General features: G+C 57.2%; 23 protein-coding genes. 16 read left to right on the top strand and 7 right to left on the bottom strand.

What is annotated here, in order from left to right:
* Positions 1–189: 189 nt before the first annotated feature.
* Together H4J77_RS14830 and H4J77_RS14825 are read right to left on the bottom strand one after the other, a co-directional pair.
* Positions 190–1,563, bottom strand: a complete 1,374-nt coding sequence (locus H4J77_RS14830; protein ID WP_123889468.1) for a DUF1329 domain-containing protein — start codon at positions 1,561–1,563, stop codon at positions 190–192.
* A gap of 17 nt (positions 1,564–1,580) precedes the next feature.
* Positions 1,581–3,335 (bottom strand): DUF1302 domain-containing protein, encoded by a 1,755-nt coding sequence (locus H4J77_RS14825; RefSeq protein ID WP_123889467.1) that lies wholly within the window; start codon positions 3,333–3,335, stop codon positions 1,581–1,583.
* A gap of 229 nt (positions 3,336–3,564) precedes the next feature.
* On the opposite strand from H4J77_RS14825, the gene H4J77_RS14820 reads away from it, so the two are divergent.
* Positions 3,565–5,049, top strand: coding sequence for a helicase HerA-like domain-containing protein (locus tag H4J77_RS14820; protein ID WP_182249220.1), 1,485 nt, complete (start codon positions 3,565–3,567; stop codon positions 5,047–5,049).
* 113 nt (positions 5,050–5,162) lie between these two features.
* Complete coding sequence (rmuC, locus tag H4J77_RS14815; protein ID WP_123889465.1) at positions 5,163–6,737, top strand: DNA recombination protein RmuC; 1,575 nt, start codon at positions 5,163–5,165, stop codon at positions 6,735–6,737.
* 47 nt (positions 6,738–6,784) lie between these two features.
* On the opposite strand, the gene rnk is transcribed toward rmuC, so the two are convergent.
* Positions 6,785–7,192, bottom strand: coding sequence for a nucleoside diphosphate kinase regulator (gene rnk, locus H4J77_RS14810; RefSeq protein WP_123889464.1), 408 nt, complete (start codon positions 7,190–7,192; stop codon positions 6,785–6,787).
* A gap of 297 nt (positions 7,193–7,489) precedes the next feature.
* On the opposite strand from rnk, the gene H4J77_RS14805 reads away from it, so the two are divergent.
* The 9 genes from H4J77_RS14805 to H4J77_RS14765 all read left to right on the top strand — a co-directional run bounded on the left by H4J77_RS14805 (position 7,490) and on the right by H4J77_RS14765 (position 13,868).
* Complete coding sequence (locus H4J77_RS14805; RefSeq protein ID WP_182249218.1) at positions 7,490–8,347, top strand: urease accessory protein UreD; 858 nt, start codon at positions 7,490–7,492, stop codon at positions 8,345–8,347.
* Between the two features lie 14 nt (positions 8,348–8,361).
* Positions 8,362–8,664: an urease subunit gamma gene (ureA, locus tag H4J77_RS14800; RefSeq protein WP_123889462.1), complete on the top strand. Its 303-nt coding sequence runs from the start codon at positions 8,362–8,364 to the stop codon at positions 8,662–8,664.
* Positions 8,665–8,675: 11 nt separating this feature from the next.
* Positions 8,676–8,981 (top strand): urease subunit beta, encoded by a 306-nt coding sequence (locus H4J77_RS14795; protein WP_182249216.1) that lies wholly within the window; start codon positions 8,676–8,678, stop codon positions 8,979–8,981.
* Between the two features lie 25 nt (positions 8,982–9,006).
* Positions 9,007–10,707, top strand: a complete 1,701-nt coding sequence (ureC, locus tag H4J77_RS14790; protein WP_123889460.1) for an urease subunit alpha — start codon at positions 9,007–9,009, stop codon at positions 10,705–10,707.
* Between the two features lie 51 nt (positions 10,708–10,758).
* Positions 10,759–11,244, top strand: a complete 486-nt coding sequence (gene ureE / locus H4J77_RS14785; RefSeq protein ID WP_182249214.1) for an urease accessory protein UreE — start codon at positions 10,759–10,761, stop codon at positions 11,242–11,244.
* A 10-nt stretch (positions 11,245–11,254) separates the two neighbouring features.
* Complete coding sequence (locus tag H4J77_RS14780; RefSeq protein ID WP_123889532.1) at positions 11,255–11,926, top strand: urease accessory protein UreF; 672 nt, start codon at positions 11,255–11,257, stop codon at positions 11,924–11,926.
* Positions 11,927–11,939: 13 nt separating this feature from the next.
* On the top strand, positions 11,940–12,587 hold the full coding sequence (gene ureG / locus H4J77_RS14775; RefSeq protein WP_123889458.1) for an urease accessory protein UreG: 648 nt from the start codon (positions 11,940–11,942) through the stop codon (positions 12,585–12,587).
* A gap of 1 nt (position 12,588) precedes the next feature.
* A complete protein-coding gene (locus H4J77_RS14770) occupies positions 12,589–13,173 on the top strand; it encodes a HupE/UreJ family protein (protein ID WP_123889457.1) in 585 nt (194 codons plus the stop codon).
* A 224-nt stretch (positions 13,174–13,397) separates the two neighbouring features.
* Positions 13,398–13,868: a CreA family protein gene (locus H4J77_RS14765; RefSeq protein WP_123889456.1), complete on the top strand. Its 471-nt coding sequence runs from the start codon at positions 13,398–13,400 to the stop codon at positions 13,866–13,868.
* A gap of 79 nt (positions 13,869–13,947) precedes the next feature.
* On the opposite strand, the gene H4J77_RS14760 is transcribed toward H4J77_RS14765, so the two are convergent.
* The gene (locus tag H4J77_RS14760; RefSeq protein WP_259364874.1) at positions 13,948–14,910 is read right to left on the bottom strand and encodes an alpha/beta hydrolase; all 963 of its coding nucleotides are present in this window, start codon (positions 14,908–14,910) and stop codon (positions 13,948–13,950) included.
* Between the two features lie 67 nt (positions 14,911–14,977).
* On the opposite strand from H4J77_RS14760, the gene H4J77_RS14755 reads away from it, so the two are divergent.
* The 5 genes from H4J77_RS14755 to H4J77_RS14735 all read left to right on the top strand — a co-directional run bounded on the left by H4J77_RS14755 (position 14,978) and on the right by H4J77_RS14735 (position 20,514).
* The gene (locus H4J77_RS14755; RefSeq protein ID WP_123889531.1) at positions 14,978–15,895 is read left to right on the top strand and encodes a MoxR family ATPase; all 918 of its coding nucleotides are present in this window, start codon (positions 14,978–14,980) and stop codon (positions 15,893–15,895) included.
* Entirely contained in the window at positions 15,892–16,866 is a 975-nt protein-coding gene (locus H4J77_RS14750) for a DUF58 domain-containing protein (protein WP_235869695.1), read from the top strand. Before H4J77_RS14755 ends, H4J77_RS14750 begins: the two co-directional genes overlap by 4 nt.
* On the top strand, positions 16,863–18,923 hold the full coding sequence (locus tag H4J77_RS14745) for a DUF3488 and DUF4129 domain-containing transglutaminase family protein (RefSeq protein WP_123889454.1): 2,061 nt from the start codon (positions 16,863–16,865) through the stop codon (positions 18,921–18,923). Before H4J77_RS14750 ends, H4J77_RS14745 begins: the two co-directional genes overlap by 4 nt.
* A 48-nt stretch (positions 18,924–18,971) precedes the next feature.
* On the top strand, positions 18,972–19,436 hold the full coding sequence (locus H4J77_RS14740) for a DUF3429 domain-containing protein (RefSeq protein ID WP_123889453.1): 465 nt from the start codon (positions 18,972–18,974) through the stop codon (positions 19,434–19,436).
* A gap of 82 nt (positions 19,437–19,518) precedes the next feature.
* Positions 19,519–20,514 (top strand): hypothetical protein, encoded by a 996-nt coding sequence (locus tag H4J77_RS14735; RefSeq protein WP_123889452.1) that lies wholly within the window; start codon positions 19,519–19,521, stop codon positions 20,512–20,514.
* A 75-nt stretch (positions 20,515–20,589) separates the two neighbouring features.
* Here the strand turns inward: H4J77_RS14735 and H4J77_RS14730 are convergent, their stop codons facing one another.
* The 3 genes from H4J77_RS14730 to H4J77_RS14720 all read right to left on the bottom strand — a co-directional run.
* Positions 20,590–20,928: a zinc ribbon domain-containing protein YjdM gene (locus H4J77_RS14730; protein WP_123889451.1), complete on the bottom strand. Its 339-nt coding sequence runs from the start codon at positions 20,926–20,928 to the stop codon at positions 20,590–20,592.
* A gap of 138 nt (positions 20,929–21,066) precedes the next feature.
* A complete protein-coding gene (locus H4J77_RS14725; protein WP_310734987.1) occupies positions 21,067–21,231 on the bottom strand; it encodes a YrhK family protein in 165 nt (54 codons plus the stop codon).
* Positions 21,232–21,246: 15 nt separating this feature from the next.
* Positions 21,247–21,362, bottom strand: a 116-nt coding sequence (locus H4J77_RS14720; protein WP_182249212.1) for a transposase, incomplete at its 5' end; no start/stop codon positions are given.

The raw sequence follows: 21,362 nt of genomic DNA, 5'->3' as shown, positions 1-21,362 counted from the left end.
CTACAAGCTACAAGCTAAAAGCCGAAAGCTAGAAGCTAGAAGCTAGAAGCAACTGCAACTGCGGGGGTGGTGGGTTAGGGTTTTAACTTGCTGCTTGTCGCTTGCAGCTTGAAGCTCAAAGAAGGTTGCCCTGTCGCCCGGAGCAGCGGAAACGACAGGGGCTTGGTAGTGCTCGGTGTTTACAAAGGTTTAACGAATACCCGAGGCGCGCAGGGCGTTAGGGGTGAAGTCAGCTGAAGAGGCGGTGAAACTGAAATCGTAGTTCTTACGCTCTTCGTTGGTCATGCCCAGTGCCATGTAGCGACCGCTCTGCAAGTCGTATAGCGTCTCGATCGCGTAGCCGGGTACCTGTTTGTCAAAACGCTGCAGGGCCATGGCTTCAGCAATACGCCAGAGACCCCCGCGGCCATCGTAATGGTCGATTTCACCTGCTTGCCAGTTATCCTCGTCGATGAAGAAGTGGCGACGGGCATAGATATGCCGTTGACCTTCGCGCAGGTTGGCTTCCACTTCCCAGACGCGGTGCACTTCATAGCGCACCATATCCTGATTGATATGCCCCTTCTGAATGATGTCGTCGTATGCCACATCGCGCTTGGCGATGGCGAAGTTGTTATAGGGAATCAGCAGCTCGCGTTTACCCACCAGCTTCCACTCGTAGCGATCGGGTGAGCCGTTGTACAGGTCGTAGTTATCCGATACGCGGGTACCATCGGCACTCAGCGCTGGGCCGTCATAGGCAACCTGAGGCGCGCGGCGCACGCGGCGTTGGCCGGCGTTATACAGCCAGGCGGCGCGAGGCTCCTTAACCTGGTCGATGTTCTCGTGGACCAACAGCACGTCACCTGCCAGGCGAGAGGGCGAGAGAACGCGTTGCGTGAAATAGAACATCAGGTTGTCGGAGATTTTTGGGCCGTAGTCCGTCAGCGCGGTGGCAAAGCTGAAGGCATCCTGCAGCACTACATAGGTATTGGAGCCGTTCGCCTGCGGGGTAGCTTGGGCGATGGTGCGGGTGAAGCTACCGCCACGGTAGCGGGTAATATGGTTCCAGATGACTTCCACGCCGCTCTCGGGAATGGGGAAAGGATAGGCGGTATCGAAGTTCTCCAAGCCGTTACCACCGGAGGCCAGTTTGGTATTTACCGCGTTGCGTGCGGCTGCAGCAAAGACTTCCTGGGGTACCGTTGCGCTACGACGGGTCTGGAATACGCGCAGTTTATAGGTCTCAGGGTAGCGGCTGAGCATGGCCTTCTGGCCGTCGGTGAGCATGTCCTTGTACTGCTCCATGTTGGCTGCAGTAACGACATATTGCGGCTGCTCACCAGCGAAGGGGTCGCCGTAAAAGCCGTCTTCGTCTACCGCGGCAGCATCTGTTGCCATGCCGCCGGTCCACTCGGGAATGGTACCGCTGGCGTTGCCAGCGCGCTCTGCACCCAAAGGCGTGAGCGTGGTCTGCAGGGTGGCGGCCTTGTCAGGCGTAACGGCGGCGGATACAGACAGCGCCAGGCTGCTCAGGGCTAGCATAGCCATGGTCTGGAGTTTTAGTTTTCTTATTGATTTCATGTATTTCTCCATTGTGTTCAAAAGTTAACGCCGACGCTAACTGCCGCAAAATCCCTATCGGTATTGGCATTGAAGTCACCACCGAAGAAATTAGTGTAGTTGATGCTGGCGTTGTATTTATTGTTGTAGACCGCAGTGAGACCTATGTTGGCGGCCATGGCACCTTCATTGAAGTTGGGGCCGTAGCCGTCAACATCGTGGGAGAACGCAAGTGCGGGGGTGAGTGCCACACCGGCAAAACCGTTGTAGTCGAGCGAGGCAACCGCGCGGTAGCCCCATGAGTTATCGGTATAGAAGCCGCTATTGGTGCAGGTAGACGGATCAGCGGTGTTGCTGGCGGCGCAGGCGCCAGGTGTGGTCAGATCACCAGACCCGTAGAGTGAATCGCGGCCAAAGCGCAGCTCTCCCAGGCTGCTATCAATTCCGCTGATGTGGTTGTAGCCGACTTCGCCAATCAATGTCAGGCGTTCGGCGCCCAATACGTTATCGATGAAGTTCAGCACGGTAACCTGCGCCTGGGTGACCGGTAGTCGCTTGTAACCGTGTAGATCACCATTGGCCTCAATCCTTGCAGTAGCGGGGTTGGATGCCCCCAGTACCGCAGCAGTCAGGTCATTACTGCTGATTTGCAGTGGCTGGTTGGGGCGGTAGCTGATTTCACCCGAGACGGCGGTGGTACCCAGGCTGGTCTGAAAGCTCACCCCGTACATACGAATGTCTTCCGGATACTCGATAAAATAGGATCCGCCCGCGTTGACGCCAGGTAATTGCGAGACAGGAACCGCGGCTGGATAAGCTACACCGTTAGTGCTGGTACTGTAGATCGGGTTCCGGCTGTGGTAATTCATGGCATAGAAGCCGAATTCGGTCTGGTTCAAATTCTCGGCAAAGTAGCGAAGTGACACGCCGAACTGGCCGTCATCGCGCGCGTCACGATCTGCGGCGCGCGGCACATAGGCAAAAATAGGACTACCATCCTTGCCGTTCTGGCTGCCACCCACACCGACATAATTGCAGCCATCGGCGACGGTATCGGTAAAGGAAAAGAAGGTGCCGCAGTTGTCGAGTACGGTCTGGTCCCATTCCAGCTGGTAGAACATTTCAATGCCCAGATTGTCGGTCAGGCTCTGTGACAGATAGAGCATGTTGACCGGTATCAGGCCTTCTTTTACTTCTGCGCCCGGACGGCGAAACGCCGCTACGTCAATCGGGTTGATGGAGTTGATACCGTTCTGAATAAAGGTACTTTCGCCCCAACTCACTACTTGCTTACCTGCGCGAATAGAGCCTGGTTTATCGCCGATACTGAAGCTGTGGTAGACGAAGGCATCAAGCAGCTGAACGCCGGATGACTGGGCGCCAACCTTGCGGTTGTCATCGCTGATATCGTAGAGGTTGCGGTGCTCGTCTTTGAGCTCAAAGTCGTACCAGTACTTGCCGCGCAAAAAGACACCTGTGTCGCCGTATTGCAGTGACAGATCGTGGATGCCCTTGAATATCTTGGAGAAGGTTTCTCCCTTGTCGAAGTTCAGTCGGTTGTCGTCAGAGTTGAGTGCGTTGGCGTTGCCACCGTTATTCGCGGCGACAAGGTCATCATCTATGTTGCTGGTACCCCAGCTGGCACCGATCGACATTTGTGAGTCGAACTGGCCTTGAACTTCGCCCAGATCAAAGCGAACTGCATGGGCCGGCATTGCTGAAGCCATGGCTACCGCGACGACCAGCGGCTTCAGTGTGTTCCTCAAGACCTTTCTTGTTGTTGTATTTGTCATGACATTCCTCGCGCCGGGCGCTTGTTTTTATTAGTGATCCCTGGCAAATGACGCTCACGGTACTATCAAGCTGAGCATCACTTGCTCGACTCTATGACTGTGCTCTTGCCTGCTATACCCCCCTAATGGGGGGTGGCGTCAGATTGGGCGCTTGCAAGCAATGCGAGGCGAGCCATAATGCGGTAGCGCAATGAGAGCCTTTCAAAGTGACCCCAGGGAGTGATGGCTGATGCCAGAATTGCACGTACCGCCATTACTGATTGGCGGCAATGACGTGGCCAGCGTGGCCATTGAACCGAGTATGGCGAACCGTCACGGCCTGATCGCCGGAGCGACCGGCACCGGCAAGACCATTACGTTGCAGGTGCTGGCGCAGAGCTTTTCACAGCTGGGGGTGCCAGTGCTGGTGCCGGATATCAAGGGCGATTTCTCCGGTATCGCCAAGGCCGGAAAGCCGGGTGAAAAACTGCAGAAACGGGCGGATAAGGTGGGCTTGGGCACCATGACGCTGCGCGGCGCGCCGACCGTGTTCTGGGATGTATTCGGTGAGCATGGCCATCCACTCCGCCTGACTATCGCGGAGCTGGGTCCGGTGCTTTTGTCGCGCCTGCTGAACCTCAACGAAACCCAGAGCGGCATCATCGATATTCTGTTTCGCGTGGCAGATGACAACGGCTGGCTGCTGCTGGATCTAAAAGATCTGCGCTCCATGCTGATTTATCTGCACGAACAGCGCGCTGCATTGGGCGCCAAATACGGCAATGTATCGGCTGCCAGTCTGGGTGCGATTCAGCGCTCCTTGTTGCGTCTGGACGGGCAGGGTGGCGAGCGGCTGTTTGGCGAGCCGGCCATCAGTCTGGATGACTTTCTGCAGACCGACGAGCACGGCCAGGGTGTGGTTAATGTGCTGCATGCGGCCAAGCTGTATCAGGATAGCCCGCTGGCTTACTCCTGCATTTTGCTGTGGTTGCTGTCTGAATTGTTCGAGCAGCTTCCTGAAGTAGGGGATGCGGATAAACCGCGCTTCGTGCTGTTTTTTGATGAAGCCCATTTGATGTTCAAGGACACCCCCAAGGCGCTGGTTGACCGCATCGAACAGGTGGTGCGCTTGATCCGCTCAAAGGGTGTGGGCGTCTACTTCGTGACCCAAAGCCCGTTAGATATTCCCGATAACATTCTCGGCCAACTCGGTAATCGTGTGCAGCACGCGCTGCGCGCCTTTACCCCGCGCGATCAGAAAGCCGTGAGAGCTGCGGCGCAAACCTTTCGCGCCAACCCTGAGCTGGATACCGAGAGTGTCATCACTGCGCTGGGTGTAGGCGAAGCCCTGGTGTCGGTGCTCGACGCCAAGGGCACACCGAGCATAGTGCAGCGGGTGCTGATTCGCCCACCCGATAGTCAGATGGGCCCGATTGATGAGCCTGAGCGCGCGGCTCTGGTCAAGGGCTCACCGCTGGCGGGTGTTTATGATCAGACGGTGGATCGCGAGTCAGCTTATGAGGTACTGCAGGAGAGAGCGGATAAAGCGCTGTCTGAAGAGAAGCCGAGCATTACACCACAGAGCCAGGCGCGCAAGCCGCGTGCCGGTAAGTCGATCGGTCAGGAGCTAAGTGACATGTTTCGCTCCTTTGGTCGCAGCGCCATGCGCTCAGTGGGCACGCAGGCGGGCCGGGCCATCGTCCGCGGGATTCTGGGATCCTTGCGTAGCAAGTAGTCACTGGCCGCACAAAATGCATCGCAGGCTTGGCGTGAATAGCCAAGCCTGCGATCAGCCATTTTAAAGCGGCGGCGGGGCATGGATAATAAGGGTAATCCAAGGAGAACTGCATGCCCCTGTCTGACCTACCTGATCTGTACCCTTTTATTTGTATTGCCTTGCTGCTCGGCTGGTCGTTGACCGCTGCGTTATTGCTGCGCCGTCAGAGTGCCCTGCGTGACGAGTTGGCGCAGAGCCAGCAGCAGCAGGCGTTGCTGCGTGAGCAGTTGCAGGAAGTGCAACTGGAGTTGCACCAGCAGGACACACAACACAGTGGGTTACAGGCACGTAATGAGCATATGCAGGAGACGCTGCACGACCTGCGGCAGCAGCTGCAGCAACAGGCCGAGCGCCTGAGCAATGCGCAGAGTCAGGGCCAGGAATGGCAGTTGCAGGCTGAGCGCGCACAAACCCTGAGCCGCGAGCAGGGTCGGCAGGTCGATGAACTGCGCACTGAGCGCGATCAGCTGCGCGCAAGACTGGATGCTCTGCAGCACGAGCATGAGCAGTTGAAGGTGGAGCACTCCACCCTGCAAAGCAGCCTGGAGCAACGCCAGCAGCACTTCAGTGAACAGCAGCAACTGCTCAAGGACAGCCGCGATCAACTGAAAATGGAATTCGAGCAACTGGCCGGCAAGATATTTGAAGCCAAGGGCCAGGCGTTTTCGCAGCAGAACCAGCAATCACTGGACGCGCTGCTCAAGCCGTTTCGTGAGCAGATTGATCAGTTCCGCAGCAAGGTTGAAGACATCCACCATAAGGATGTGCAGCAGCAGGCGACCTTGTCCGCCGAGCTCAAACACCTGAAGGATCTGAACCTGCAGATCACTCAGGAAGCGCATGACCTCAGTACTGCGCTGCGTGGGCAGAAGAAGACCCAGGGCAACTGGGGTGAACTGATTCTGGAGAATGTGCTGGAGCGCTCGGGATTGCGCGCCGGGATCGACTTCAAGCGTGAAGTCAGCATGACCAATAGCGAAGGGCAGCGTCAGCGACCGGACGTGCTGGTATACCTGCCGCAGGACAAGCATCTGATCATTGATGCCAAGGTGTCACTGAACGCCTACACGCGCTATATCAATAGTGAAGATGATACCGAGCGCCGAGTCGCGCTGAGCGAGCATGTGCACGCCATCGGCCAGCGTATTCGCGAATTGTCGGATCGTAACTATTTTGATTTGCCGGGGCTCAACGCACCAGAAATGGTGTTTATGTTCATCCCGATTGAGTCGGCGTTTGTCGAGGCGCTGAAAGCGGACGAAACCCTGTTCCAGAAAGCGATTGAACAGAATGTGTTGGTGGCCACGCCGACCACGCTGCTGACCAGCCTGAATATCGTACGTCAGCTCTGGCGCTTTGAGGATCAGAATCGCCATACCGCCGAACTCGCCGAACGTGCAAGCAAAATTCACGACAAGTTACGTACCTTCCTGGGCAGTATGGATAACATCGAGAAGAGCCTGGATAAGGCCTCGGACGCTTACCGAAAAGCCAAGGATCAGCTATTGGGTGGTCGTGCGAATCTGGTGAAACAGGTTAATGATTTCAAAGAGTTGGGTGTGTCAGTTAAAGCAGAGTTAAGCGAAGAATGGACCGAGCGTGCGAGTCTTGAGCTGAGTCATGACAGCCCCGATCCAGCGGAGTAATCTGCTGTGAAGCGGCGCCCGCTGATAGCGACGGGCGCCTTTGCGGGCTACAGGTGAAAGTCGCCGCTGGCTTCCGGCTGATAGACAATATCCATGATCTTCAGCTTCAGCGGGCGACCCTGTGGACCTTGCCAGTTGATGCTCTGGCCTACCTTCAAACCTAGCAGCGCAATACCGACTGGCGCCAGAATAGAGATGGTGCCTGGTCGTCCTGCTTGCTCGGGATAAACGAGCGTTAGCACGAATTCGCGCTCGCTGGCCTCATCGATAAAGCGCACCGTGGAGTTCATGGTTACCACATCACTGGCTATGCGTTTGTGGCTAACCACGCGGGCGCGCAGCACTTCATCTTCGAGTGCTTCGAGCAGGTCCAGCGGTGCCTGCATGTTGTCGAGCACCTTTTCCAGGCGCTGTACATCCAAGCGTGTCATTACGATGGCAGGGGATTTGTTCATGGCGAGCGGCACTACTCCTTTTCTAGAGTTTGATTCAAACCGTTGTGAGATTACAAAAGGCATGCCCAGCAGGACGCTGGTCAGCTGACGTTACCAGATTGGCAGCCAGTTACAATGGCTAATAGGTTTCAAATTATGCCCAATGATGGTGCGCTGAAATGCTGTCCAGATGGTCAGTGTTCTTTTATGGTGCATGGTGTCGTGACCCCTTGTCGGGCACGCCGCGAAATATCAGGGCGGTTGGCTGGCATGGCACTTGCTCTGTAATTGGCCACATTACACGGTTGGACAGCACGGATGACAGTAGCCTGGCACCTTGAGCAGCATGACAGCGCGCTGAACTGGCAGGCAGGATTGAGCCTGGGGTTCACCCGCAGCGGCGAGCGCACTCAGTTGGCGCACACGAGCCATCGTGGACCATTGCGCATACAGCGCCCGTTTTACCCCGAAGGGATTGATTGCCCTCATTTATATATTCTGCATCCGCCCGGTGGCTTGGTCAGTGGCGATACGCTACGTCTGCAGGCGGATGTGCAGCCGGGCGCGAATGCCTTGCTGACCACACCTTCATCGGGCAAGTGCTACCGCGCGCGCGACAACGGCACCTTTCAGGTGCAGCACAACCGCTTTACGCTGGCTGCCGGCAGTAGCCTGGAGTACTTGCCGCAGGACACCATTGCCTTTGAAGGTTGTAACGCCAAGCTGATCACCCGTATTGATCTGAGCGGCGACGCTCGTTGCTGCGCGTGGGATCTGCTTTGCCTGGGTCGCCCTGCGGCGGATGAGCGCTTTAGCCATGGCGCGGTGGAGCAGCGGCTGGATGTATGGCGCGATGGTCGTCCAATCTATATTGAGCGTAATCACTTTATTGGCGGTGAGCCTCTGCTGGATGCACGCTGGGGGCTGGCGGGTGCCGGTGTCAGTGGCACCTGGTTGGCTACACTGCAGTTGGATCGCCAACAGATGGATGATCTGCGCGAGACCTTTGCGGATTATCCGCAGTTAGCGCTGACTCAGCGGAACGGCTTGCTGATCGGTCGCTATATCGGCCTAGAGGCTGAGCATGCACGTAACACGTTTATTCGTTTGTGGCAGCACCTGCGCCCGCTGATCAATGGTCGCGCTGCCTGCCCACCCCGTATCTGGAATACCTGAATGGAGCCCGTTTCATGGAGCTGACACCGCGCGAAAAAGACAAACTCCTGCTGTTTACCGCAGCCTTGCTGGCTGAACGTCGGTTGGCACGTGGGGTGAAACTGAATTACCCCGAATCGATGGCCTATATCAGCGCCGCCATCATGGAGGGCGCTCGCGATGGTCGCAGCGTGGCCGAGATGATGAGCTACGGCCGCACGTTGCTGACTCGCGAGCAGGTGATGCCCGGTATTGCCGAGCTGCTGGCCGAGGTGCAGGTGGAAGCTACCTTCCCGGACGGCACCAAGTTGGTCACTGTCCATAACCCGATTCCCTGAGGAGAACTGACATGATTCCAGGAGAAGTGCAGACCCGGCCGGGTTCATTGCAGCTCAATGAATGTCGCGAAACCATCGTGATCAGCGTTGCCAATAGCGGTGACCGGCCAGTACAGGTGGGCTCGCATTACCATTTTGCGGAGACCAATCCGGCGCTGCAGTTCGACCGCACCGCCGCGCGTGGCTTTCGCCTGAACATCGCCGCCGGCACGGCGGTCCGTTTTGAGCCGGGCCAAAGCCGCGAAGTGGAACTGGTCGCCCTGGCGGGTGAGCGCAAGGTATATGGCTTCCGTGGCGATGTCATGGGCAGTCTCTGAAACCGGGTTTTGACAGGAGCGACAAATGGAAATCAGCAGACAGGCCTATGCCGAAATGTATGGCCCGACGACCGGAGACCGGGTACGCCTGGGCGATACCGAACTCTGGATCAGCGTAGAAAAGGACATGACCCGCTACGGCGAGGAAGTGAAATTTGGCGGCGGCAAGGTGATTCGTGATGGCATGGGCCAGAGCCAGCGTACCCGCACGGATACCCCGGATACGGTTATTACCAATGCCCTGATTCTCGATTGGTGGGGTGTAATCAAGGCCGACGTGGCGCTCAAGGATGGCAACATTCAGGCCATCGGCAAAGCGGGTAACCCGGACATTCAACCCGGTATCGACATCATTATCGGGCCCTGTACCGAAATTATTGCCGGCGAAGGCATGATCCTTACCGCCGGTGGTATTGACGCGCACATTCACTTTATCTGCCCGCAGCAGATTGAAGAGGCGCTGATGTCGGGTGTCACCACCATGATTGGCGGTGGTACTGGTCCGGCTACCGGCACCAATGCCACCACCTGTACGCCGGGTGCCTGGCACATCGGCAAGATGTTGCAATCGGCTGAGTGCTTTCCGATGAACCTGGGTTTTCTGGGCAAGGGTAATGCCAGCCTGCCAGACGCGTTGGAAGAGCAGATTGAGGCTGGCGCGATGGGTCTCAAGTTGCACGAGGACTGGGGTACCACACCGGCGGCTATCGACTGTTGCCTGAGCGTAGCCGACGTTTATGACGTGCAGGTGGCTATTCACACTGACACCCTGAACGAGTCTGGCTTTGTTGAAGATACCCTGGCGGCTATCAAGGGCCGGGTGATTCATACCTATCACACTGAAGGCGCGGGCGGCGGTCACGCCCCGGATATCATCAAGGCCTGTGGTGAGTCCAACGTCTTGCCATCGTCGACTAACCCGACGCGGCCTTACACCATCAATACCGTTGACGAGCATCTGGACATGCTGATGGTCTGCCATCACCTGGACCCAGCGATCGCTGAAGATGTGGCTTTCGCTGACTCGCGCATCCGCCGCGAGACGATCGCCGCCGAAGACATCCTGCATGACCTGGGCGCCTTCTGCATGATCTCGTCGGACTCTCAGGCTATGGGCCGCGTTGGTGAGGTGATTACCCGTACCTGGCAGACTGCGCACAAAATGAAGGTGCAACGTGGCCCGCTCGACGGTGATGATGACTGGTCCGATAATGCGCGCGCCAAACGCTATATCGCCAAGTACACCATCAACCCGGCGATCACGATGGGCTTGTCGGATGTAGTGGGGTCGATCGAAGTTGGCAAGCTGGCTGATCTGGTTTTGTGGAAACCTGCGTTTTTTGGTACCAAGCCCAGCCTCATTCTAAAGGGTGGCTCTATTGCTGCAGCGCCCATGGGCGATCCCAATGCCTCGATCCCGACCCCGCAGCCAGTACATTACCGGCCGATGTTCGGCGCTTTTGGTAAAGGCATGGACAGTACCTGCGTGACCTTTGTGTCCAAGGCGGCGATTGATGCTGGTATCGCTGACAAGCTGGGCTTGAGCCGCCGACTGGAAGCGGTACGCAATACCCGCACCATCAGCAAGGCCGACATGAAGCTCAACGACTATCAGCCAGACATCAGCGTTGATCCGCAGACCTATGTGGTCAAGGCCGATGGTGTCGAGCTGCTGTGCGAGCCGGCTACTGACTTGCCATTGGCGCAGCGCTACTACTTATTTTGATCAGGTAGCGTTGCGTTGTCTGTTGTGGATTTTATGTTTTAGGAGGACTTAATGCTGGAATGTCATGAATGGCTAGAGGGCGAGGGCGGCCACGATCATGTGCTGGAGCTGACGTATGAACTGCGCACCCGCAGCCGCTTGCGCGCCGAGACTGAAGGCGGCCTTGAAGTGGGCCTGTTTCTGCCGCGTGGCCGGGTATTGGCGCAGGGCGAGCGATTGCAGTGTAATGACGGCAGCGTATTGATGATCAGCGCTGCGCCAGAACAGCTCTCGCGCGTGCATTGCGATGATGCGCTGTTGCTGGCCCGCGCCGCCTATCACATGGGGAACCGCCATGTAGCGTTGGAGGTACGTGCCAACGAGTTGCGCTATCTCTGTGATCACGTGCTCGATGCCATGCTGCGCGGCTTTGGCCTGGAGATAGAGCAGGTGAAGGCGCCGTTCAATCCAGAGTCCGGCGCGTATCACAACCACAGTCACAGCGTGGCCACACCCGCCGCACCTTTCCTGCGTCTGGCAGGTCATGATCGTGGCTGAGGCCAGAGTCATGACGGATCTGGCACTGCTGCGGGTATTGCAGTTGGCCAGTCCGGCTTTGCCGATTGGTGGTTACGCCTATTCGCAAGGTCTGGAATATGCCATCGAGCAGGGCTGGGTGACAGACATCGACAGTGCCGCCGGCTGGTTGGGTGGTCTGCTTGAGCATTCGCTGGCGCGGCTGGATATACCGGTGCTGCTGCGGCAGTACGAAGCGCTGGAACGAGCTGATGACGGTGCGCTGTTTTCCTGGAATGACTGGTTGCTGGCCAATCGCGAGACAGCGGAACTTTATCTGGAAGACAGTCAGCAGGGCGGTGCTCTGTTGCGGCTGATGTGCTCGCTGGGCGTGCCAGCGGCGCAGGAGTGGCCAACGGGCGAGCCCTTGGCCTTGATGACCGGCCTGGCCATGGCAGGGCAGCACTGGCACACCGGCGCCCATGCGCTAGCACTAGGCGCGCTCTGGAGCTGGCTGGAAAATCAGGTGGGCGCCGCAACCAAATTGATTCCGCTGGGGCAGACCGATGCCCAGCGGCTGCTTGACCGTATTTTGCCGAGCCTGCCCGCTGTTATTGAAATAGCGCGCGATCTGCCAAGCGATGAGCTGGGCGCCGGTTTGCCGGGGCTGGCCTTTGCCAGTGCGCGGCATGAACACCAATACACCCGATTGTTTCGATCATAAGGAGCTTTAATCCATGACTACCAGACCTGCTTTGCGCGTAGGCATCGGCGGACCGGTTGGGTCCGGCAAGACTGCCCTGGTGCGTATCCTGTGCGAGCGCCTGTACCCGCACTACAACCTGGGCGTGATCACCAACGACATTTATACCCGCGAAGACGCCGACTTTCTGCTGCGCCATGACGCATTGCCGGAAGACCGCATTCTTGGGGTGGAAACCGGCGGCTGCCCGCACACCGCGATCCGCGAAGATGCCTCAATGAACCTGGCCGCCATTGCCGAATTGCAGCAAACGCATCCGGAAATGGAGCTGGTGCTGGTCGAAAGTGGCGGTGACAACCTGGCGGCCACTTTCAGCCCCGAGCTCTCTGACCTGACGCTCTATGTGATTGATGTATCGGCTGGTGACAAGATTCCGCGCAAGGGGGGGCCGGGCATCACCCGTTCCGATCTGCTGATCATCAACAAGACCGATTTGGCGCCGCTGGTGGGGGCCGATTTGGGGGTAATGGATCGTGATGCCAAAAAAATGCGCGGTGAGCGTCCTTTCGTTTTCTCCAACCTGAAAAGTGGTCAGGGTGTGGAAGATATCATTGAATTTATCGTTCGCCAGGGCATGCTCAAGGCGCTGCCGGACACCGACAAAACCCAACAAGGAGCCTGACATGTCTTCACTTCGTACTAATCTCGCCTTTGCCGCCGGCCTGGTACTCTTGCCGTCTATGGCGTTCGCGCACCCTGGTCATGGCACGTCAGGCCTGGTCAGCGGTTTGAGCCATCCGCTTTTTGGTCTGGATCACCTGTTGGCGATGGTGGCTGTCGGTCTGTGTGCCGCCAAGCTGGGTGGAACTGCGCGCTGGTTACTGCCGGTGCTCTTTGTGTCGATCATGGTGCTGGGTGGCAGTGTGGCGATCGCAGGCATGCACCTGCCGGGCGTTGAGTTGGGCATTGTCGCCTCGGTGATTGTGCTGGGCATGTTGCTGATCTTTGCGCGTAGCGGCGCTACGGTGCCAGCCGCGCTGCTGGTCAGCGGCTTTGCCCTGTTCCATGGTTATGCACATGGTGCAGAGATGCCGGCCGCTGCAGGGGCAGCGACTTATGCCCTTGGTTTTGCATTTGCCACGGCTGCGCTGCACGGCTTGGGTCTGCTCGGCGGTCAGTGGCTGCAGGCGCGTCACTGGCAGCGCGCGGTTCAGGTACTGGGCGCGCTGATTAGTATGGCGGGTGTTAGCATGGCGCTAAGCATGTAAGCGCTACCTGGCTAAAAACAAAGCTGCGCTCCTGTGTTCCGGGAGCGCAGCTTTTTTATTTCAGGTTGCACAAGGGCCGTCAGCGAACGGGGCAAAAGTCGGATTGATTGGGCCCCTTGTCGTGCCTGCTGTCGACGTATGCAACTTATAAAAGACATCCTGTTCCAATGTCTGGAATTGAAAAATGTCTGGAATAAATCTGACGATTAAAACAGGGAGTGATAATGAAGAAGCTACTCGTGGCTGCCGGTGTACTGGCTTTGCTTACCGGTTGTTCTGATAACGAAGTAGGTGATGTATCACTGGGGGTGTTTACGCTCAAGGACATCAAACTCAACTCGATGGTCGATCCGGTGGTAACCGGGGTCACCTGTCACATTGCTTCGGTTGAAGCCAACCTGAGCTTTTCTGATCCGAGCGATAGCGCCATATCCTGCCGCCAGACGGGCGAGATTACGCCAGAGATGATAGCGCAAATTGATCGCAGCGATTCAGGTGAGATCGTCTTTCGTAAATCCAAGAGCGTATTTTTCAAGACCATGAAGGTGCGACGCATCTTTGATCCCGCCAATCAGACGCTGATGTATCTTTCTTACTCCACCAAAGAAACATCAGGCAGCTTTAAACACAGCCTTTCAACCGTCCCGCTTTGGGGCACGCAGGCTTACCAGCAGGTGAGTCAGGTAGCCGAATAGGCTTGTGCGCCTGGCTGATAAAGCTCAGGCGCTCGCCACGGACTTACCCTGCGAGCGAGAGCAGTGCGGGTGATTTGTATTACATGGCCCCCCGGCCGCTGGGCGGGCAGTCTCTCGGTGCAGGCCTGGCATTAGCAGCGTCTGCCTGAGTGTCAACGAAGCAGCTGATGCGTTGAATCACCGGTGCCCAATCCTGAAAGGGCGCTGCCAGTGTAAGCAATATCTTTATATGCCCCAGCCCGCTTAATATCTCACTGTCTACTGAGACCTTCTGTTCTGCCAGAGCCTGCGCAAGTTGCTCGGTATTGCGCTTTGGGTCTACCAGGTCATCCTCGCTACCCGCTAGTAGCAGCGCCGGCGGGCTGCCTGGCTGTGCGTGAAACAGTGGCTGTGAATCAACCGGTGTGACCGGGTGATAGAACACCGGTCGTACGTCGGGGTTACGGATCGGAAGAAAGTCATAGGGGCCAGCCAGACCGATCCAGCCGCTCAGCATATCCGGACTGAGGTCTTGCTGCTTCAGCCAGCGTGGGTCCAACGCGAGCATCGCTGCATTGTAGGCTCCAGCGCTGTGCCCCATGATAAACAGCGGTCCTGGTTGCTCTTGCCAGTCAGTCTGATGGGCTTTTACCCAGGCCAATGCCTTGGCACTGTCGCGCAGAAAGTCCGGGTAGCGTACCTCCGGGAATAAACGATAGTCGGGGATCACCGTAATGATGCCGCGGCTGGCCAACGCCTGAGCGACAAAGCGGTAGCTGGCGCGCTCGCCATTGCGCCAGCTGCCGCCATAATAGAACACCACTACAGGTGCTTGAGATGCCAGCTTCTGTGGCAGATAGATGTCGAGCTGCTGGCGCGGCAAGTCGCCGTAAGCTTGAGTCTCAAGCTGCTCATATCCTTCATCGGGTACTAGCCAGTTGACGGGCGATAATGCCGAGCAGCCAGCCAAAAGAGTAGTCAGTAGCAGAGAAAGCGGACGGAGCAACATGCTGAGACCCTCGCTGTTGAATGAGTTGGCGACGCGCAAGCTGTTACAAGCCATTGCATTTGGCTTTCACGGCGCGACGCTTACACCTACCATGGGATAGTAACCCGGAGAAGAGGTGAGCATGAAGGATGCGTTGAAAGCGGCACAGGACTCGATCGATCAGGTATTGCTGGGCAAATCCCGCGCGGTCAAGCTGGCTTTGACGTGCATCCTGGCCAAAGGGCATTTGCTGATTGAGGATCTGCCGGGGATGGGCAAGACCACCTTGTCGCAGGCACTGGCCTCGGTAATGGGCATGAGCTACCAGCGTATTCAGTTCACCAGTGATTTGCTGCCGGGCGATATTCTTGGCACCTCCGTATTTGACCGCAATACAGGTCAGTTTGTATTTCACCCGGGGCCGATTTTTGCCGAGTTGGTGCTGGCGGATGAAATCAACCGGGCGACACCCAAAAGCCAGAGCGCGTTGCTGGAGGCGATGGAGGAAGGCCAGGTTACCGTCGATGGCGCCACGCGTGCGTTATCAGATCCGTTCTTTGTGATTGCCACCCAGAATCCGGTATCTCAGGGCGGCACCTTTGCCCTGCCCGAATCACAACTGGATCGCTTTTTAATGCGCCTTTCATTGGGCTATCCGAGTGAAAAGGCAGAAAAGAGTCTGTTGCTGGGTGATGATCGCCGGGTGCGTCTGGATCGGGTAGAGGCGCTGCTCAATCGTGATGAGTTGCGCCGATTGCAGAGCCTGGTGCCGCAGGTCAACGCCAGTGAGGCACTGGTGGATTACATTCTGCGGTTGGTCAATCACACCCGTAACAGTGATGTCTGTGCTTGGGGGCTGTCGCCCCGCGCCAGTCTTGGTTTGCTGGCTGCTGCCCGCGCGTGGGCCATGCTTGAGCAGCGTAGTTATGTGATTCCGGAGGATGTACAGGCGGTCTTGCCATCGGTTGTCAGCCATCGTTTGCGCGCGGCCAGCGATCCGACCGGTCATGGCGGTGATAGCCTGGCGCTTTGGCTGCTCAACGAAGTGCCTGCGGTGTGAGCAAGGCCTGGCGAGTGCGTGCCCGCGCACTGCATCAGCGCTGGCTCAAGCGCCGCATTCCGGCGGCACAGCAGATCAGCCTGGATCACCGCCGCATCTTTATCTTGCCAAGCCGGGCAGGCTTGGGATTTTTGCTGTTGCTGGCGATCTTGCTGGTGGGGGCAATCAATTACCAAAATAGTCTGGTGTACGGACTAACCTTCCTGTTACTCAGCCTGTTCTGGGTAGTGCTGCATCATAGCTATCGCAATCTCGCGGGGATCAGTTTACGCGCCACCGGTGGACGTCCGGTGTTTGCCGGGGAGCAGGTGCCCTTGGGGCTGTTATTGCAGAGCCCAAGGCGCGAGCGACAGGCGCTCAAACTAAGTTGGCCACAGGTCGTGCCACAGCAGCTGGACGTGCCTGCTGACGGCGAGACTGCCGCAACGCTCTATTACCCAACGGCGCGACGGGGCTGGTTGCAGCCTGAGCGGTTGCGTATTGAAACCCGTTTCCCTTTGGGTTGCTTCGTTGCCTGGAGTTTGCTTGATCTGAATTGGCGGGTGTTGGTGTATCCGCGCCCAATCAAGGCGCCGCTGCCTGTGCATCGCAGTGGTAAGGGGCAGGACGAGGCCCAGCAAGCGCCATTGGCCGAGGGAGTGGATGACTTTCAGGGACTACGTGCCTATCGTCCCGGAGACTCGCGGCGACGCCTGGACTGGCGAGCCTACTCGCGCGGTCAGGGGCTGCACAGCAAGATCTTTGCCGAGCCACAGCAGCAGAGCCAGTGGCTGGATCTGGAGCAGACTGCCGGAAGCGATCTGGAGCAGCGTCTGGGCATGCTAACAGGCTGGATATTGACGTTGGAAGCAGCCGGGCGGCCCTATGGGTTGGCTTTGCCGGGGCTCAGATTGGCGCCTGCATTGGGTGAGTCGCACCGCGATGTCTGTCTGCGCGCCCTGGCCTTGTATGGGCTGGAGGAGGACGCATGAGTGCCGCCGGGCTTATCCCGCGCAACAGTCTGGCCTGGCTGCTGACGGCGCAGGTAGTCGTGCTGTTACCGCATTTGCCGCGCCTGCCCTGGTGGGTCGCGCTGATGTGGATCGGCTGCGCGCTTTGGCGGGTGCAAATTCAACGCATGCGCTGGCGTTATCCAGGGACGCTGGTCAAAAGCATGGCGCTGGTGTTGATCCTGTTGGGGGTGTTCTTTGCACAGGGCACCTTGATCGGGCTGGATGCCACGGTCATGTTTCTGCTGCTGCTGTTCATGCTCAAGTTACTGGAAATGCGCAACCCACGCGACGCCCTGGTCGTGGTCTATCTTGGCTTTTTTATTCTGGCTACGGCCTTTCTATTTGATCAAGGGATACCGTTAACCCTGTATCAGTGCATTCCTTTGCTGGTGTTGGTGGCTGCACTGGTTGGTCTGCAGCAGAGTTCGGGTCGCAATGACCCCATTCGCGCGTTGCGCAGCGCGGGGGTGATGCTGTTGCAAGCTATCCCGTTATTGCTGGTGCTGTTCATCTTCTTCCCGCGCCTGGAGCCGCTGTGGTCGGTCAATATGCCGGGCGGTACGGCCCGCACCGGCCTGTCGGATAGCATGTCACCAGCCGACATTGCCAATCTTGCGCGCTCGCCAGAGCTGGCATTTCGCGCCAGCTTCGAAGGTGATATTCCGCCACTTCGCACGCTCTACTGGCGAGCCATGACCTTTAGCCGTTTTGATGGGCGTAGCTGGTCGCAGGATCGCTTGCTTAATAACCTGCCTGCACCTGAGCTGGATACCTCGGGTGAGTTTATTGACTATCGCGTGGTTGCCGGTGCGAGTGGCCAACACTGGGTGTTCAGTCTGGCTGGCGCGGTCACCGAAGAACCTGCGCTGCGCCGTATGCAAGACTTCACCCTGCGGTCGATTGCACCGCTGAATAGCACCTTTGGTTACGCTGCTCGGTCTTACCCGAGCGCAGCATTACAGCCGCAGCTACTGAGCCAGCTGGAGCGTGATCGACAGCTGGCGCTGCCCAAACAAGGTGATCCGCGTGCGCGCAAGTGGGCCCAGGAGCTCCGCCAGCAGCATGCCGACGATGCGCAGTTGGTGCAGGCGCTGCTTGGTTATTTCAATCAACAGCCATTCTTTTACACGCTCAACCCGACCCCATTGGGGCAGCACAGTAACGACGAGTTTCTCTTCGATACTCGCCGCGGCTTCTGTGAACACTACGCGGGCGCCATGACCTTTGTTCTGCGCGCTGCGGGTATACCGGCGCGGGTTGTTGCGGGCTATCAGGGCGGCGAGATCAATACGCGCGGGAGCTATGTTCTGGTACATCAGTTTGACGCCCACGCCTGGGTAGAGGTTTGGCTGCAAGGGCGTGGCTGGGTTTCGGTTGATCCTACCTTCCAGGTAGCACCCGAGCGGATAGAAATGGGCCTGGAAGAAGCAGTACGAGGCGAAGGTAGCTTCCTGCAGGACGCCTTTCTTTCCGGCTCGCGGTACCGCGATGTAGCCTGGCTCAATGAAGCGCGCCTGGCCTGGGATAACATTAACTATCAATGGCAGTTGCGGGTGCTGAATTTCAAGAGCGAGCAACAGATGGGGCTGTTCCGCCGCTGGCTGGGTACCACAGACTGGCAGCGGATCGGTGTGGTTGTGCTGGCAATCGCAGGCGCGATCATGCTGTTGCAAGCCTTGTGGTGGTTACGCCCGCAACGCCAGAGTGGTAGTGCCCAGCAACGCGCCTGGGTGCGCTTGGATCAACGACTGGCACGGCTGCGCTTGCAGGCACTGCCGGGTGAGGGCCCGCGGGACTGGCAGCAACGTCTGCAATTGGCTTTGCCGTGGCAACGTAGTGCGATAGATGGCTTCTTCGATGAATTTGTGCGGCAGTCTTATGCCGCGCTTGCCTCTGGCTCTGGCTCTGGTGAAGATCAGCAGCGCCTGCAAGCGCGGTTAAAGGCGTTGATAAAGGCGTTGCCTCGCAAGCGACCAGCGGCGGCTAGTGAGTTACTGGCTGATCAGCCATTGTCCCATTCCGATAAGCCCCTATAATTCAGCTTTGCGTCTTGCTGGCGCGTTAACAGGACCTATGGAGTAGGCATGCATCCTTTCAGCGCGACACGGCCACCGAAGCTGGCTCTCGGATTGGGCTTGGCTGGCTTGATTCCCTTTATCACTGGTGCCCTTGGTTTATGGGTGACGCCGGAAGCATGGCGTGAGCGGGTATTGGAGGAGTTGCTCGCCTATGCCGCGTTGATTCTGGCTTTTATGGGCGCGATTCACTGGGGGTTGGCGATGCGTGCGGACGAGCACAGCAGTAAGGCGCCGATCCAGCTGGCGTTATCGGTTGTGCCGCCGCTGCTGGGGTGGGTGGGATTGAGTTTGCCGATTAACCTGGCTTTGCCGGTGTTTTTCGTCGCCTTTGCGACCTTGTATTTTGCTGATCTATGGGCTGTACGGCATGGTCTGGCACCGGTGTGGTATCCTGCGCTGCGTAAACCGCTCAGTATCGTGGTTATCTTAAGTCTGATCGTGGCTTGGCTGGCAACCGGGCGTATTGGTTAAGCTTCACTGATTCGGGTGATATGCGCGGTAAATAGCCTGTGCTCAAGTGATGGTTATAACCACTTGAGTGCTGGCCCCCTATATGGAACATTCGCTACACAGTATTGATTGCCGCTGGCTGTTGGCACTTTACGCGGTTATTCCGCTGTCGATTGCGCTGGTTGCGCTGGATGTATTGCTGTGGAATGGTTGGCTGCTTAACGAGGTGTTGCCGGACGATCCCAACGATTGGCCGATCTGGGCGGTGCTTTTTGGGTTGCCGCATATCATTGCCAGCATGCTAACGATGGCAGACGGGGAATACCTGTCGTATTACCGTCGCACGCTGCTGTGGCCCTTCTGCCTGTTTCTATTCATCGCCATTGCCGGCCACTTTGGGCCGCAGCCGCTCAGCTATAACCTGCTCTTTGTCTTCCTCGCTTTCTACACTATCTATCACGTGCTGGCCCAGCAATTGGGATTGACCCTGATGATGCTTGGTAGGCGTCCTGATCGCCTTTTTACCTGCTGGAAGTGGCTGGCAATTATGGCCGGCTTCGCAATTTACATTAATGTCTACGGTATGCGCTTTCTGGGTGATTGGGCGTTGCTGGGAATCAATGGTTACCAGCTGATGTCGCTACTGGCTGCCGGGTTGTGCGCCGGAGTTCTATTGTTGTCATGGCGCCTGGCACGCCTGGCAAAACGGGGAGTTGGACGTTGGTATCTATGGGCCAATGCAGCCATGCTGGTGTCGGCGCTGGTCATTAACGAGGTGGGTTATACCTTGTTTGTTATCCTGATTCCGCGGGTCATTCATGACCTGACTGCGTATAGCGTCTATATCACCCACGACCGTAACCGTATCCGCGCAGGCGATGGCAGTTGGTGCTATCGCTTGACTCATGCCAGTGGCTGGTCGCCTTTCATTGTGTTGCCAGTGAGTTCGCTGCTGGTCGCCTATGCATTAAACAGTTATCAGCATTTCGCCTGGATCAATATCCTGATTCTGACCCTGTCGTTTCTACATTATTATTTTGAAGGTTTTATTTGGCGCGGTCCTAACCCGCACCGACAGTACGTCGCATTCAAGCGTTGAAGGAAGCGGCGAGCAGTGATGAAGCGGGGCGGGCGGCTCTGGAGGAATGCAGCAATAGGCCGCCCGGCCTGAGAATCAGGACTTTTTAACGAACTCTGATTTCAGCTTCATGGCGCCTACACCATCAATCTTGCAGTCGATATCGTGATCGCCGTCAACCAGGCGAATATTTTTCACCTTGGTCCCTACCTTCACGACCAGTGACGAGCCCTTGACCTTGAGATCCTTGATGACCGTTACTGAATCGCCGTCGGCCAGCGGGTTGCCATTGGCGTCGGTGATGCCGCTGCCGGCGCTTTCTTCTTCAGCTGCTTGCTGTGGCCATTCGTGCGCGCACTCCGGGCATACGAACATCAGGCCATCTTCGTAGGTGAAGGAAGAATCGCAGTTGGGGCAGTTGGGCAAATCGCTCATGAAATTACCTTGTCAGGGTGCATAACCTTGCGGGAAACAGGGTTTTTGAGCGGGGCATAATGCCGTAACTTGACCTTTCTGTCCATGTTGACTGGCCTAGGATAGGTTCTTGGTGAGGCCCGTAATTGCCGCTGTAGCTCAATTCTCCCAGTTGCTGGCGCTTCTACGTTGTAGGTGAATATGACTGATCAGACGTATGCTTGGGCGAATCAAGAATTGCGCACTACCAATAATGAACAGTACAACGGCGAGCTTTTCATGTGACGGAAAAAGAAACAAAACGCTACCGATGAGAAACCAGATAGCGATAAAAAAGGTTCATCGCATTTTACCGGGAAACGCTGCTTTGATTTTCAAGAAGAAGTAGTTGTTATCCCGGTAACCGTAAGCCATTCGTTTGATGACCTTGATCTTGTTGTTCATGCCTTCCAGAA

The sequence above is a fragment of the Pseudomonas sp. 5Ae-yellow genome (assembly GCF_014077575.1).
In the GTDB taxonomy this organism is placed as follows: domain Bacteria; phylum Pseudomonadota; class Gammaproteobacteria; order Pseudomonadales; family Pseudomonadaceae; genus Halopseudomonas; species Halopseudomonas neustonica.
The sequence above is the reverse complement of the archived record's forward strand: the minus strand, read 5'-3'. Positions and strand labels throughout refer to the sequence as shown.